10 protein-coding genes are annotated in these 14,830 nt (G+C 57.2%); 6 read left to right on the forward strand and 4 right to left on the reverse strand.

The features are described from left to right. The first annotated feature begins 248 nt into the window (after positions 1-248). On the forward strand, positions 249-476 hold the full coding sequence (locus ACTQ05_RS06690) for a hypothetical protein (RefSeq protein ID WP_441538498.1): 228 nt from the start codon (positions 249-251) through the stop codon (positions 474-476). Positions 477-488: 12 nt separating this feature from the next. Here ACTQ05_RS06690 and ACTQ05_RS06695 read toward each other — a convergent pair whose 3' ends face one another. After that, positions 489-1,364 carry a hypothetical protein gene (locus ACTQ05_RS06695; protein ID WP_441538500.1) on the reverse strand — a complete coding sequence of 292 codons (876 nt, stop codon included), beginning with the start codon at positions 1,362-1,364 and terminating at the stop codon, positions 489-491. A gap of 47 nt (positions 1,365-1,411) precedes the next feature. Next, entirely contained in the window at positions 1,412-1,555 is a 144-nt protein-coding gene (locus ACTQ05_RS06700; protein WP_441044900.1) for a LuxR C-terminal-related transcriptional regulator, read from the reverse strand. Positions 1,556-1,954: 399 nt separating this feature from the next. Here ACTQ05_RS06700 and ptcA point away from each other — a divergent pair, with 399 nt between their 5' ends. The 5 genes from ptcA to ACTQ05_RS06725 all read left to right on the forward strand — a co-directional run bounded on the left by ptcA (position 1,955) and on the right by ACTQ05_RS06725 (position 11,111). After that, on the forward strand, positions 1,955-3,025 hold the full coding sequence (gene ptcA, locus ACTQ05_RS06705; protein WP_441056337.1) for a putrescine carbamoyltransferase: 1,071 nt from the start codon (positions 1,955-1,957) through the stop codon (positions 3,023-3,025). 266 nt (positions 3,026-3,291) lie between these two features. Beyond that, entirely contained in the window at positions 3,292-4,722 is a 1,431-nt protein-coding gene (locus ACTQ05_RS06710) for an APC family permease (protein ID WP_441064158.1), read from the forward strand. 306 nt (positions 4,723-5,028) lie between these two features. Then, complete coding sequence (locus ACTQ05_RS06715) at positions 5,029-6,231, forward strand: agmatine deiminase family protein (protein ID WP_441538502.1); 1,203 nt, start codon at positions 5,029-5,031, stop codon at positions 6,229-6,231. Positions 6,232-7,949: 1,718 nt separating this feature from the next. Further along, complete coding sequence (tet(W), locus tag ACTQ05_RS06720) at positions 7,950-9,869, forward strand: tetracycline resistance ribosomal protection protein Tet(W) (protein WP_441538504.1); 1,920 nt, start codon at positions 7,950-7,952, stop codon at positions 9,867-9,869. 711 nt (positions 9,870-10,580) lie between these two features. After that, entirely contained in the window at positions 10,581-11,111 is a 531-nt protein-coding gene (locus ACTQ05_RS06725; RefSeq protein ID WP_441538506.1) for a flavodoxin family protein, read from the forward strand. A 107-nt stretch (positions 11,112-11,218) separates the two neighbouring features. On the opposite strand, the gene ACTQ05_RS06730 is transcribed toward ACTQ05_RS06725, so the two are convergent. Then, positions 11,219-12,313, reverse strand: coding sequence for an ATP-binding protein (locus tag ACTQ05_RS06730; protein WP_441538507.1), 1,095 nt, complete (start codon positions 12,311-12,313; stop codon positions 11,219-11,221). A gap of 246 nt (positions 12,314-12,559) precedes the next feature. After that, positions 12,560-14,800 carry a DNA gyrase subunit A gene (locus tag ACTQ05_RS06735; RefSeq protein WP_441538508.1) on the reverse strand — a complete coding sequence of 747 codons (2,241 nt, stop codon included), beginning with the start codon at positions 14,798-14,800 and terminating at the stop codon, positions 12,560-12,562. Positions 14,801-14,830 lie beyond the last annotated feature (30 nt).

The following is a 14,830-nucleotide window of genomic DNA, read 5'->3' on the forward strand; positions in this document are numbered from 1 at the left end:
GGACATGTCGAAGCTGGAGGAGATGGACGAGCTGAGGGGAAAGGCGGAGGGCTAGAAGAGGACGGGGCGGGAGACGACTAAATCAATTTGCGAAAGAATCTTGACGGTACCGATGCCCCTTTTTCAGCCGTATAAATTCCGTGCCCGCTTTTAACCGCTCGGACAGAATGTGTGTCCGGTTGCCTATCGTTCCCGCAGGCAGATAACCTTTTCCGGAACCGTTAAAAACCCTTTCGGAAGAGGTGCCCATGAAGACCGTCTATTGCTCCTACTGCGGCGGGCGGGGGCTCAGGCGCAGGACGGCACAGTTCTGGGAGGTCTGGCCCATGCTCGAGTGCGTCGACGAGGTCCACAGGGTCGTCTTCGTCGACGGCATATACCTCGCCAGGGACCTCGTCGTCCTCATCGCGCGGTTGCGGAGGTGTGGCCGCAAACCATGGTCCAGCGCTGCCTTTGGCATGCTTTCTCCCAGGTGAACAGGCACATGACTAGCAGGCCGAGGCTGAGGGCGGGGATGCTTCGTGGTCTTGATGGGGTGGGTGCCTAATTCGCAGGAGGCAGAATCTGGTTTGATGGTGCTGAAAAGTAACAAATATTGTTTTATTAGAGGGGTAATTGCATTCAAACGACGCATAGCCAACAAAGGCTCGGTTATTATTCACCATATGGAAATAGAGTTTGTAGGTTCTCAGACCGATTGTGGCACATCGAAAAATGCGATTCGTGTAACGCTCGACCCGTCTATTGCCGAATACTACAACATCGTGAAGAACGAAGGTAAATTGACGGTCGAAAAGCGTCCGGTCACCCTGACCTCCGCGAGTGGTTCCAAGGAGTACGACGGCAAGCCCCTGACCAATCACAAGGTCACCGTTGGGGAGGCTGCCCGGGATACTGGTTGGGCCGATGGCCAAGGTGCCACCTATTCTTTCACCGGCTCGCAGAAGATCGTCGGCTCCTCCGAGAATGCATTCGAATGCATCCCCAACGAGGGAACCAATCTGGACAACTATCAGATCAAGAAGACGTACGGAACCCTGACCGTTACCGATCGTAGCGAGAAGTACCAGATCACCCTCACTCCCAATTCCAAGTCCGTGACCTACGACGGCACCGAGAAGTCCGTATCCGGTTTCGAGACCCTGGAGTTCCAGATCAATGGTCAGACCTTCTACGTTTCCGGCGTTGAGGCTTCTGCAACGGGCACCGATGCAGGCGAGTACCCTGTCAAGGTTTCCGGCCAAGCTGTCGTCATCGATTCCGACGGCAACGATGTGACCGACCAGTTCATCGTGAACATCGACGATGCCAAGCTGACCATCGTCGGGGTCGACTCCGATAAGTCTGTATCCAATCTCCCTCACACCGGCTGCGGCCGCCCCCTACGGGATCAGCCGTCTTCGGCCGTTCTTCATCCCTTCCAGAACAGCTGGGTGAGTTCTTGGCGGGTGGTGGTGCCGGTTTTCTTCAGAATGTTGTGCACATGGGCCTGCACGGTGCCCAGGGCCAGTTGCGGCGAACTGGCGATGTTCTGGTTGTCCTTGCCCTGCAGCACCTCTTTCAAGATGACGCGCTCGCGCGCGGTCAGGTGACAGTGCTCGCAGAGGGCGAGGAGCAGCTCGTCTACGTATTCTTGGGCGTCGGGCGCGTCGGTTCCTTAGAACGGAGGCGCAAGGTGTTGACAGCGGCGCACAGGGCGAAGAAACCAGTTCAATATCAATCCGTCTAGGCGTTAGGACTAGTTAGGATTAGTTAGGATTAGTTAGGATTAGCCAGGGTAAGGTGTGCGGTGAGCTAATGTAATCTGAAAATAATCCTGGTTATTTCTTCTCAAAACTACGGGTGCGCCCCATGCTGTGTGGCGCAAGGGAGCGTCTCGCTCATTTCGGGGCGCTTCATGGGGGGCGCGGTCCGCAAGGGGCGGTCCGGCCAACGAATTTTGAAGGAGATTTCAATGGTCAAAGATTACATCGACACCAACGACTTCACAAAAGAAGAGCTGCTCGGCATGGTAGATCTGGCCATCGCCATGAAGGGGCTCATCAAGGAGGGCGGCGAGTACCCGCACCTGCTGAAGGACAAGACCCTCGGCATGATCTTCCAGCAGGTGTCCACCCGTACCCGCATCTCCTTCGAGACGGCCATGAGCGACCTCGGCGGTCACGCCCAGTTCTTCGGCCCCGGCTCCATCCAGCTGGGTGGCCATGAGTCCATCGAGGACTCCGGCCGCGTTATGGGAAGCCTCGTCGACATCCTCATGGCCCGCGTCGATCGTCATAAGGATGTAGTGAGCTTGGCGAAGTACTCCGCGGCCCCCGTCATCAACGGCATGAGCGAGTACAACCATCCCACCCAGGAGCTCGGCGACCTCATGACCATGATCGAGAACTTGCCCGCCGGTAAGAAGATCGAGGACTGCAAGTTTGCCTGGATCGGCGATGCCACCCAGACCTGCGCGTCGCTCATGTTCATCTGCACGAAGATGGGCATGGACTTCGTGCAGTTCGGACCGAAGGGGCATCAGATTCCCGACGGCTGCCTGCATATTGGCACCGATGAGGAGCGCGCCGAGTTCGGCAAGCATCTCATGGCTATCGGCGAGGAGAACTGCAAGGTCTCCGGCGGCACCATCACCATTTCCGACGACATTTCCTGCATCGAGGGCGCCGACTTCGTGTACACCGATGTGTGGTACGGCCTCTACGACAGCGAAGTCTCCAGCTCCAGCTACATGGATGTGTTCTATCCGAAGTACCAGGTGACCTGGGATATGATGAACGTTGCCGGTCCGAACAGCATGTTCATGCACTGCCTGCCCGCCAACCGTGGCGAGGAAGTCGTCGACGAGGTCATGGACGATCCCGAGCGCTCCCTGTGCTGGGTCGAGGCCGAGAACCGCAAGCACTCCATTCGCGCCATCCTGGCCACTCTGTGCCCCCAGAGCGAGCCCGACGAGCAGAAGGCTGCGGCATACCGCGCCACCATCAATGAGCGCATGGCCGCTCTCGGTAAGCACGGTCTGTAAGACGTACCAGGTCGGGCGAGCTACGGCTCGCCCGCCTTCGCAGGAGATGGGCGACCTCATGGCCATCGGCGAGGAGAACTGCAAAGTCTCCGATGACAACCGAGTGCATCAAGGGCGCCGACTTCATCTACACCGACGTGTGGTATGGCCTGTACGATGCTTTCTGATGGGCGGCAGCAGATGCTTGTCTCTTGCTGCCCATCATCTGCGCCACTGCGCGTAAGCACTGGCGCCCTGTCTGAAAACGACTGAGCAAAGGATTAAATATGAGTGACGGAAAGAAAAAGCTTTCCTTCCTGACGGTCATTTCGACCATCATCTGCGTCGTCTTCGTTTGCGAGGCCGCCGCTCCTGCTGCTGCCATTGGCAACCAGCAGTTCTTCTGGTGGATCTTCCTGATCCTGACCTTCCTGCTCCCTTACGGCATGGTCGTCGCCGAGCTCGGCACCACCTATGACGGCGAGGGCGGCATTTACGACTGGGTACGCGATGGCCTGGGCGACAAGTGGGGCGCCCGCATTTCGTACTACTACTGGGTCAACTACCCGCTGTGGATCGCCTCGCTGGCGACCATGTTCCCCGACATCCTGGGCATGGTCTTTGGCGTCGAGTTCAACCTGATCGCCAAGATGGGCATCGAGCTCGCCTTCGTGTGGATCGTCTACCTCATGGGCCGCTCCAAGGCGGCCGACTCCGAGTGGGTCCTCAACGGTGGCGCCCTGATCAAGGTCGCCGTTGCCGTCATCGTCGGCGCCCTGGGCATCTGGTATGCCATGGAGAACGGTTTCGCGAGCGACATGTCCGCCGCCACCTTCCTGCCCGAGCTCACCAACACCAACGCCCTGGGCTACCTGTCCATCATCATCTTCAACTTCATGGGCTTCGAGGTTATCTGCACCATGACCGATGATATGGCCGATCCCGCTCGCGATATCCCCAAGGCTATCGTCGTCGGTGGCGTGGCTATTGCCGTCATCTACCTGTTCGCTGGCTTCGGCATCGGCGCCGCCATCCCGGCCGACTCCATCGACCCCGACTACGGCATGATCTTCGCAGTCCAGACCATGGTGGGCGATTCCGTGCTCTTCAAGGTCATCTGCATCGCCTTCCTGATCACCCTGTTCGCCAACATGGCCGCCTGGTCCTTCGGCGTCAACTCCGTCGCCCGCTACGCCGCCGAGCACGGCAACATGCCCAAGGTCTTCGCCTCGATGATCTCCGAGGACGACATGCCCAACGGCGCCAACCTGGTCAACGCCGTCGTCGCCTCCCTGGTCCTCTGCCTGCAGCTCGTTCCCGTCGACGCCATCTCCAACGGCGTCTTCTGGATGCTCTTCGGCACCTCCGTCGTCTTCCTGCTGCTCACCTACATCCCGATGTTCCCGGCGTTCCTCAACCTCCGCAAGAACGACCCCAACCGCGAGCGCATCTTCACGTTCCCGTTCAAGGGCGCGATGATGAAGGTCATGCTGGCCATCCCCTGCATCGAGCTGATCCTGGCCATCGTCGCGACGCTGGCGCCGTTCTCCGCCGCCGAGATCGGCGAGAAGGTCCCGATGATCATCATCTTCATCGTGCTCATGCTCATCGGCGAGGTCGTCCGCGTCGTCAGCGCCAAGGGCCGCGAGACCGAGTACAAGGGCCTCACCCCCGAGCTGGCCGCCCAGCGCCTCGCCGAGGAGGCCGAGGAGAACTAGGGCACCCGGTTCCGGGCACCCCGGCCTCCTCGGAGGTGTGCCCGGGCGACGGGTCCGCCAACCATTCCCCGGGGCGGGTGCAGGCGATAGCTCCGGCAGCCGCCGACCGCCCCGACCCCTCTCCCGTATCCCTCGTGCGCCCTGTCTCCGCGCACCTGGCTACGTCGTCGCCCGCCGGTGCGACCCCGTGAAAACCGGCGCCGGGCGCCCCGACCTCTGCCGGGGGACGGGCGCCCGCCATCTCTTGGTCCTAGGCCGCGGGCAGCCCGCCCGCGGCAGACGATCGTCCGGTTTGGAGGAAATCTTATGCGTACGATCACCGAGTCCGAGTCCACCCCTAGGGCCGACGGCTTCTTCATGCCCGCCGAGTTCGCCCCCCAGGACCGCGTGTGGATGGGCTGGCCCCACCGCACCGACACCTGGGCCCACGGCGCCAAGCCCGCCCAGAGGCAGTATGCCGCCATCGCCCGCGCCATCTCCGAGTTCACCCCGGTCTACATGTGCGCCAACCAGGTCGACTACGCCAACTGCAAGGCCGTCTTCGAGAACGACGAGAACGTCACCGTCGTCGAGATGACCACCGACGACGCCTGGTTCCGCGACACCGGCGCCACCTACGTCATCAACGGCAAGGGCGAGAAGCGCGCCAACCACTGGCACTTCAACGGCTACGGCGGCCTCATCGACGGCCTCTACTTCCCGTGGGACAAGGACGAGCAGATCGCCCTCAAGATGGCCGAGCTCTCCGGCTGCCGCCGCTACCGTCCCGACGACATGATCCTCGAGGGCGGCTCCATCACCGTCGACGGCGAGGGCACCCTCGTCGTCACCGACCAGTGCCTCCTGTCCCCCGGCCGCACCTGCTCCGCGGTGCTCGAGGAGGAGGACCCCGAGTCCATCTGGCCCAAGTACCGCAAGAAGTTCGAGCCCTGGAGCGAGGAGCTTCGCGGGTACATGACCGAGCACCTCAAGGACTACCTCGGCGTCGAGAAGGTCATCTGGGTCAAGGAGGGCATCGACCCCGAGGAGACCAACGGCCACATCGACGACGTCGCCACCTTCATCGCCCCGGGCGTCATGGTCTGCATCTGGACCGACGACCCCGAGTACCCGTTCTACGAGCAGTGCCACGCCGCCTACGAGACCCTCTCCAACGCGGTTGACGCCAAGGGCCGCAAGCTGAAGGTCTACAAGCTCTGCATGCCCGTGAAGCCGCTGTACATGGACCAGGCCTCCTGCGACACCATCGACGCCGACGAGAACGCCGAGCCGCGCGTCCCCGACGAGCCGCTGATCGCCTCCTACATGAACTACCTCGTGACCAACCACGGCGTCATCGTCCCGCAGTACGGCGACGAGAACGACCGGCTGGCCGTCGACACGCTCCAGGAGATCTACGACGAGGTCTGGGGCGAGGGCGTCTACAAGTGCGTGGGCGTCCAGTCCGACCAGGTCGTCTACGGCGGCGGCAACATCCACTGCATCACGCAGCAGGAGCCGTCCGCCTAATGGCCCGGCCTGCCGGGGCGCGGCGCCCCTCTTTCACGGGGATCCGCCGCACCCCGGAGGCCTGGCCGGCCGGGCGAACGGGGCCGCCTGGCCGGCCGGGCTTTCCCCCGGCGCTCCGCTGCCTCCGCACCGGAGCGCCCTTCCCCTTCGATTGGATACCCGCCTGGCCTGGGACCTATCGCGGGTTAGGCCAATTGTTCGCTTGGATATCCCAGGTCAGGCGCGTATCCAATTGCCGAAAGTTCCCGGTCGTATACGCGGCCGTCTTGATCGGAGTATCTATGTACCAGCGTATTTAATTACTGCGCTGGAATAGAACACATGCTTGATAAATTAATTTAGCATCAGACAGCGGGCGCAGTTTCAGCCGAATCCGTGCCCGCTGCTGTATGTGTGAACAGTGCGAATAGGGGACGTAGCCCTGTTCACACCTGGACCCATGTCGGCACCGGTCAATGCCCACGATGCTTCTGCTTACGCTTCAACTTCCGCTGCTCGAAGCGCGCCGCTTGGGGCTCGGGTCGCTTCTGTCCATCAGGGATGCATTCACGAAGGTCCTCATCGCCCGCGCGGGAGTTCGAACGCGCGCAAATCGATCCGGACGCAAGCGAAGCCCCAGTCAGCTCCATGACTTATGGGAAAGCCGCCCTTTGCAGGCTTCTTACCCTTGTTGTGGCGGTTGTTGTTACCAGTGCTGTTTGCATTCGCATTGGCAGAGGAGCTGTCGCCGTTGCCCCCCGTATTCGTCAGTACCGGGCTGGGTGGTTGCCTTTCAGTCTGCATGCAAGGTGAGCTCGGGCCCAGCGCCGTCTTTTTATAAGCGCTTTGGCGAAAACGTCTTGCTTATCAGGAGGATTTAAGTCCCAATTAAGAAAGGAGCGGAAAGAGAGCCATATGCAATAGCAATGATTTCGCTATTGCATCTATTACTTGCATTTGCCTTAATAAACCCTATATTAGAATAAGGCGCAATCGTATCCTTTTACCAAATCTGAGCAAGCGCATGTATGCCCCAGCTCAGATTCAAAAGACTTTGAAAGCGAGATGCCCTGAGCAAATGCTCATGTACGGTAAAGAAGCAAGCAACCGAAAACAATAGATAGACCGCCAGCACTACACTATTCCGAACCAAAGACCAAAAGATAAGCATTTTGAGAAAATCTAAACTTTTGGATTTTCCTACAATGCCGACTACGGCGGAATCCCTCCCACTCCTTATATATTTCTTTCTGTATACATTGAATTTGTATTTAGTAAAATGCAGACAACACCACGGATCGGCTTTTGGCTGGACAATTCCAACCAAAAGCCGCAGCAGACAGTAGAAACCATTCTGAACGTTAGGAAGCCGGTATGATTGTTACATATAAGGGGAAGAAAAATTTCTTTTAGATACTTGTTTTCCTAAAACTGATGTGATATAATAATTCAAGTCCAGAAAAGGAGTAAAAAATATGCGGCAAGGTATTCTTAAATAAAACTATAATCAAATAGTGGGAACAAAGGATTATGATAGTCCCTTTTGTAGGGGCTTAGTTTTTTGTACCCAATTTAAGAATACTTTTGCCTTATCAATTTTGACATATCCCCAAAAACAGCACTCACAAACAGGTGTATGCTGTATACGTGTATGTCCGCAATTATCATCCCCAGTGGTAAAAGTATTTTACTGCTGGGGATTTTTATGCCCTTCGGGGCAGTAAAGGGAGGACAATCACATGAAAATAATCAATATCGGGATTCTTGCCCATGTAGACGCTGGAAAGACAACCTTGACGGAGAGCCTGCTATATGCCAGCGGAGCCATTTCAGAACCGGGGAGCGTCGAAAAAGGGACAACGAGGACGGACACCATGCTTTTGGAGCGGCAGCGTGGGATTACCATTCAAGCGGCAGTCACTTCCTTCCAGTGGAACAGATGTAAAGTCAACATTGTGGATACGCCCGGCCACATGGATTTTTTGGCGGAGGTGTACCGCTCTTTGGCTGTTTTAGATGGGGCCATCTTGGTGATCTCCGCTAAAGATGGTGTGCAGGCCCAGACCCGTATTCTGTTCCATGCCCTGCGGAAAATGGACATTCCCACCGTTATCTTTATCAACAAGATCGACCAGACTGGCGTTGATTTGCAAGGCGTGTATCAGTCTGTTCGGGATAAGCTCTCCGCCGATATTATCATCAAGCAGACGGTGTCGCTGTCCCCGGAAATAGTCCTGGAGGAAAATACCGACATAGAAGCATGGGATGCGGTCATTGAAAATAACGATGAATTATTGGAAAAGTATATCGCAGGAGAACCAATCAGCCGGGAAGAACTTGCGCAGGAGGAACAGCGGCGGGTTCAAGACGCCTCCCTGTTCCCGGTCTATCATGGCAGCGCCAAAAAGGGCCTTGGCATTCAACCGTTGATGGATGCGGTGACAGGGCTGTTCCAACCGATTGGGGAACAGGGGAGCGACGCCCTATGCGGCAGCGTTTTCAAGGTGGAGTATACAGATTGTGGCCAGCGGCTCATCTATTTGCGGCTATACAGCGGAACGCTGCGCCTGCGGGATACGGTGGCTCTGGCCGGGAGAGAAAAGCTGAAAATCACAGAGATGCGTATTCCATCCAAAGGGGAGATTGTTCGGACAGACACCGCCCACAAGGGCGAAATTGTCATTCTTCCCAGCGACAGCGTGGGATTAAACGACGTATTGGGGGACAACACCCGGCTCCCTCGTAAAAGGTGGCGTGAGGACCCCCTCCCCATGCTGCGGACGTCGATTGCGCCGAAAACGGCAGCGCAAAGAGAACGGCTGCTGGACGCTCTTACGCAACTTGCGGATACTGACCCGCTTTTGCGCTGCGAGGTGGATTCCATCACCCATGAGATCATTCTTTCTTTTTTGGGCCGGGTGCAGTTGGAGGTTGTTTCCGCTTTGCTGTCGGAAAAATACAAGCTTGAAACAGTGGTAAAGGAACCCACCGTCATTTATATGGAGCGGCCGCTCAAAGCAGCCAGCCACACCATCCATATCGAGGTGCCGCCCAACCCGTTTTGGGCATCCATCGGACTGTCTGTTACACCACTCCCGCTTGGCTCCGGTGTACAATACGAGAGCCGGGTTTCGCTGGGATACTTGAACCAGAGTTTTCAAAACGCTGTCAGGGATGGTATCCGTTACGGGCTGGAGCAGGGCTTGTTCGGCTGGAACGTAACGGACTGTAAGATTTGCTTTGAATACGGGCTTTATTACAGTCCGGTCAGCACGCCGGCGGACTTCCGCTCATTGGCCCCGATTGTATTGGAACAGGCATTGAAGGAATCGGGGACGCAGCTGCTGGAACCTTATCTCTCCTTCATCCTCTATGCGCCCCAGGAATACCTTTCCAGGGCTTATCATGATGCACCGAAATACTGTGCCACCATCGAAACGGCCCAGGTAAAAAAGGATGAAGTTGTCATTACTGGCGAGATTCCCGCCCGCTGTATACAGGCATACCGTACTGATCTGGCCTTTTACACCAACGGGCGGAGCGTATGCCTTACAGAGCTGAAAGGATATCAGGCCGCTGTCGGTCAGCCGGTCATCCAGCCCCGCCGTCCAAACAGCCGCCTGGACAAGGTGCGCCATATGTTTCAGAAGGTAATGTAAAGATACATAATCGTCAAGACGGCAACAATCAGAAGTTATGGAGGGTAACGGGCGATCATACGGCAACAGTGCTTGGCGCTGCTCTGACCGGAACGGATGTGCTTGCATTGGCAGCTGCAATCTGCGCGCGCAAAAGAAAGCGCATCTGATAAAACTAGGCGCTCTCATTTCGCTTGCCACAAGAAGTCGGTACCGCGCGGATGCGAACTGCGGCCCAAACTTAGACGGCTCAATAAATAAATAAGCTGCAAGGGACTGGCCCCGGATTTTCTCCGGGGCCAGTCCCTTCAATTTGACCCGACCCCTCCGAGCGTTTCAGTGGGTTGCGTAGGCGTCGAGGTCAGTCATCCCTAAAGGGTCCGAAGTCGAATCACGTCCGCTCCGATCCCGTCCTTGATATAGCCGAAGGCCTGTTCGGCCGGCTCGCTATCCAGGCGGCTGTCCTTGACACCTATTCCGAAGGAGGCATGCGAGCGATATCAAGTCGTCGCGATTCCCAATGCTCATCTTGACCGCGTGCCATCTGGGCAGGCGGCGCAACCATGGCTCCCTTGTTGGTTTTCGACGTTGTATAAGGCAATCGCAATCGTCTTGAGCTTCTTTAGGGAACTTGAACAAGAGATATGGCCTGCTGGCGATTGATTAAGTCCATTCGTTTTGGTTACAAGAAAACACACTGCGCGCCTGCAGCATGAAGAAGAGGGAATCCATATGAATATCGTTGTATTGAGTGGTAGCCCGCGCAAGGGTGCCAATACCGACATTATGGTCGAGGCGTTTGCCGAGACCGCGCGTGAGGGCGGCCATACGGTCGAGGTCATCCGCGTTGCCAGCAAGAAGATCGCCGGCTGCCTGGGATGCCAGTGCTGCTTTACCCATGAGGGCACTTGCGTGCAGAAGGATGACATGGCCAACGTGATCGAGTCGCTGCAAGACGCCGACATGGTCGTCTTCGCTTCGCCTATCTACTGGTTCGATATCACCGCGCAGGAGAAGGCTGCCATCGACCGCCTGTACGCCTTCGGTGCTACGGGCTTCCCGTTCACCAAGACGGCCCTTTTGCTCGATAGCCACAGCGAGGGCGTCTATGATGCGGCGATCGCTATGTACAAGTCAACCTGCGCGTACTGCAAGTGGGAGGACCAGGGCATTGTCACCATCAGCGGTATGACCGAGCGCGACAGCATGGCATCGTCGCCCAAGTTGGAAGAGGTCCGAGAGCTCGCTCGCAAGCTCGCCTAAGGCAAGAAGAGCGCATGGCAATCGGTGTTATTTGAACTGCTTGCCGTCCTTGCCAGGTGAATCGTTGATTGCCATGCGCCGTTGCCCTTGCGGACAATCTCGGCGTGCTAGGAGGCCTTCTCACTCAGGAACTCCCTGAATGCGGGGATGTCAAAGCCAACGAGACCACGCCCGCGCTCTCCGATGACGCCGTCCTCGAGGAGACGGCGTTTATATTGGCTTGCATAGTTGCCGGCAACGCCCATGCGTTTGGCTATCTCCGAGACCCTGCTGGGGCCAGAGTCGGGCAGCATCGCGAGCAAAAACTCAATGTCTTTATCGGAAAGCTCCCGATAGGTCGTTTCGAGAATTCGATCGCGCAGCTCCATACGGGCAAGCAGAGAACCTTGCTGGACATCAGGTGCGCTGATTTTGGGCGAGTTCTCCGAAACATCCCATGTGCGATATCCGACGAGCTGCATCATGTAGGGGAATCCGTCGACGGCCTTCACAGCATCCTCGAGCGCTTCTGGTGTGATTGAACGTCCTCCGGCCTCAACAGTTTTGCGAAACGCGTTTGCAATTTCAACGTCAGTGATTCGTCCTAACTGATGATATTGGGAACGCCTGAGGAACGAGACGGAATCGTTACGCAGCAACGCCGATACTTTGTAGGGCAGTCCTGCCATGAGTAGGGCAACTTTTTTACCTTCGCGTACAAAGTGCTGGTAAATAGAGGCAAATTGAAGCATTTCTTCGAGATCGACGGTGACTTCATCGATGGTGATGAGAAGTCCGATGTCATGTTTTTCGAGTTGCTTAAAGATACCATTCATGCGTGTGCGCCAGTTGCCCTGGGCCTCTTGAGCATATGTCCAATCGATGCCCACTGGACCAATTTGAACGCCGTTTATGCGCGCGTGAGGCTGTGAGAGATAGCTATCTGCGGCTTCTTTGGTTCGCTCGATAATATCTTCGAGCATGCCTGGCATGGCGGAGACATTTGCTGCGATCCAGCCGTGTTCAAGCGCCGTTTCTGAAAGGAGCGAGAGAAGCGCCGTCTTGCCCGTTCCCCTTGCGCCCGTAAAAATAGTCGACAGGTTGGGATCTCCCGGGCCGTTGATAAAGCCACGGTTGATGTCGCGCAGGATATGCTCGCGACCCGCTAGAAAGGGAGGGACGCTTCCAAATGTTGGGGTAAAAGGGTTCTTGCTGTACTCCATGGTAGCTCCTTTGCAAGTTTTGCTAATTTTTGCAAGTTTTGCTAACTTTTGCAAGTTTTGCTAACGACAGACCAAAGGGCATCGAAGCAGTGGCGCTGACATGTTTTACGCAGAAAAATAAGCAGAAATCAATTTATCTGCGTTAAAAAATAGTTGAGAAGAAAAACGACGAGTCCCGGGCGCAATGCCGTTGCGTTCCGGGCCTCGTCGCTTTGCGAAGTGTCTAACGATCTCGTTGCCGTTGTCCTAGTCAAACAAACTCGGCATGTCGTTTTCCTTCATGAGGGCACCGGCGGAGGGGAGGCTCTGCGCGGTGAACTTCTCGGCCGAGACGCCGGCGCCAAGAATCCCCTCGGTCGTGCCGACGGTGGTGACCGAGCGACCCTTCTTGGCGGTAAAGGCCTGGACGCCCTGCGTGTTGGTGGTCGTCTTGGTCTTGAGCAGCGACGTGTTGAAGTTCATCAGGCGGTAGTCGCTCGAGACCAGCGCGAGGTCGCGATCCTCCTTGAGCACCTGTGCATACAGCAGTTTGCTGCCGCCGTAGATGGCGTTCTTGAGGCGCTTGCGGTTGGTCTTGGTGACGTATCCAGAAAGCGCGACGCGCACCACACGACCGTTCTCAAAGACGAACAGCACGTCGGCCTTGTAGTCCTCGGGGTCGATGACCCAGATGACGCTCTCGTCGGGTTCCATCTCGAGGTCGGTGGGCAAGTACGAGCCCAGCTGGGCCGACTTGGTGTCCTCAAACGCTGCGACCTTGCACTTGTACACCTGGCTCTTGTTGGTAAACACGAGCAGCTCGTGCGTATTGGAGGACGGGAACTCGATAAAGGGCTTATCGCCGTCCTTGTACTTGAGCGTCGCAGCCTTCTTGAGTACGCGGTCCGTCATCTTCTTAAGGTAGCCCTCGCGCGAGAGCATGATGGTAACCGGATATTCCTCGACCTCGGGCTCCAGGCTTACCTCGATGACCTCGTGAGGCTCAATCCTGCCCGTGCGGCGCGGCATCACGTACTTCTTGTTGACCGCAGCCAGCTCGTCGCTGATGACCTTCTTGATGTTCTCCTCGCTGGAGAGGATCTCCTCTAGCTCGGCAATCTCACCCTCAAGCTTAGCGATGTCCTTGGTGCGGTTGAGGATGTACTCCTCGTTGATGTTGCGGAGCTTAAGCTCGGCAACAAACTCGGCCTGGGTCTCGTCGATGTCGAAACCCTTCATAAGGTTGGGCACGACCTCAGCCTCGAGCTTGGTGCCACGGATGATGGCGATGGCCTTGTCGATGTCGAGCAGAATCGCCTCGAGGCCGTGCAGCAGGTGCAGGCGCTCGGACTTTTTGCCCAAGTCAAAGTTAATGCGACGACGCGTGGACTCAATACGCCACTTGACCCACTCGTGCAGGATCTGGCGTACGCCCATAACGCGGGGGTAACCATCGACCAACACGTTAAAGTTGCACGAGAACGAATCCTGCAGCGTAGTCGAGCGATAGAGCTTGGCCATGAGCTTATCGGGGTCGACACCGCGCTTAAGGTCGATGGCGATACGCAGGCCCGAGAGGTCAGTCTCGTCGCGGATGTCAGCGATCTCCTTGACCTTGCCCTCTTTGGAGAGCTTGACGATGCGATCGATGATGACATCGGTCTTGGTGGTGTAGGGGATCTCGTAGACCTCGATGATGCGCTCTTCGGGAATCCAGCGCCAGCGGGAGCGGATCTGGAAGCTGCCAAGGCCGGTCTCGATAATCTTTTCCATCTCCTCGCGGCGGTAGATAATCTCACCGCCGGTCGAGAAGTCGGGCATGGGCATGTACTCGAGCAGATCGCAGTTGGGATCCTGCAGATAGTGCATGGTGGCGGTGCAGACCTCGTTGAGGTTGAAGCCGCAGATGTCGGACGCCATGGCGACGCCGATGCCCTTGTTGGCCGAGACAAGGATGTTGGGGAACGTGGTGGGCAACAGACGCGGCTCCTTCATGGCGCCGTCGTAGCTGTCGACGAAGTCGACCGGGTCTTTGTCGATGTCCTTGAAGATCTCGGCACTGATGGGGGCGAGCTTGGCCTCGGTGTAACGTGAGGCGGCGTAGCTCAGGTCGCCCGAATAGTACTTGCCAAAGTTGCCCTTCGACTCCACGAAGGGGGCGAGCAGCGCCTCGTTGCCGGTGGCCAAGCGCACCATCGTCTCGTAGATCGCGGCGTCGCCGTGCGGGTTGAGCTTCATGGTTTGGCCCACGATGTTAGCGCTCTTCTGGCGCTCACCTTTGAGCAAGCCCATCTTGTACATGGTGTAGAGCAGCTTGCGGTGCGAGGGCTTAAAACCGTCGATCTCGGGGAACGCACGCGAGACGTTGACGCTCATGGCGTAGGGCATGTAGTTGACCTCGAGCGTCTGCGTGATCGGCTGATTGGTGACCTCGGAGTGCAGGCCGATGACGTTCTCGGCGTTGACCTGCTTTTTCTTTGGCTGGTTCTTCGTCTTCTTCTTTGCCACGATTTCCTCTTGAACTTCTTATGGGCCGTC

This window comes from Collinsella sp. LCP21S3_A9 (assembly GCF_052118785.1).
GTDB lineage: Bacteria > Actinomycetota > Coriobacteriia > Coriobacteriales > Coriobacteriaceae > Collinsella.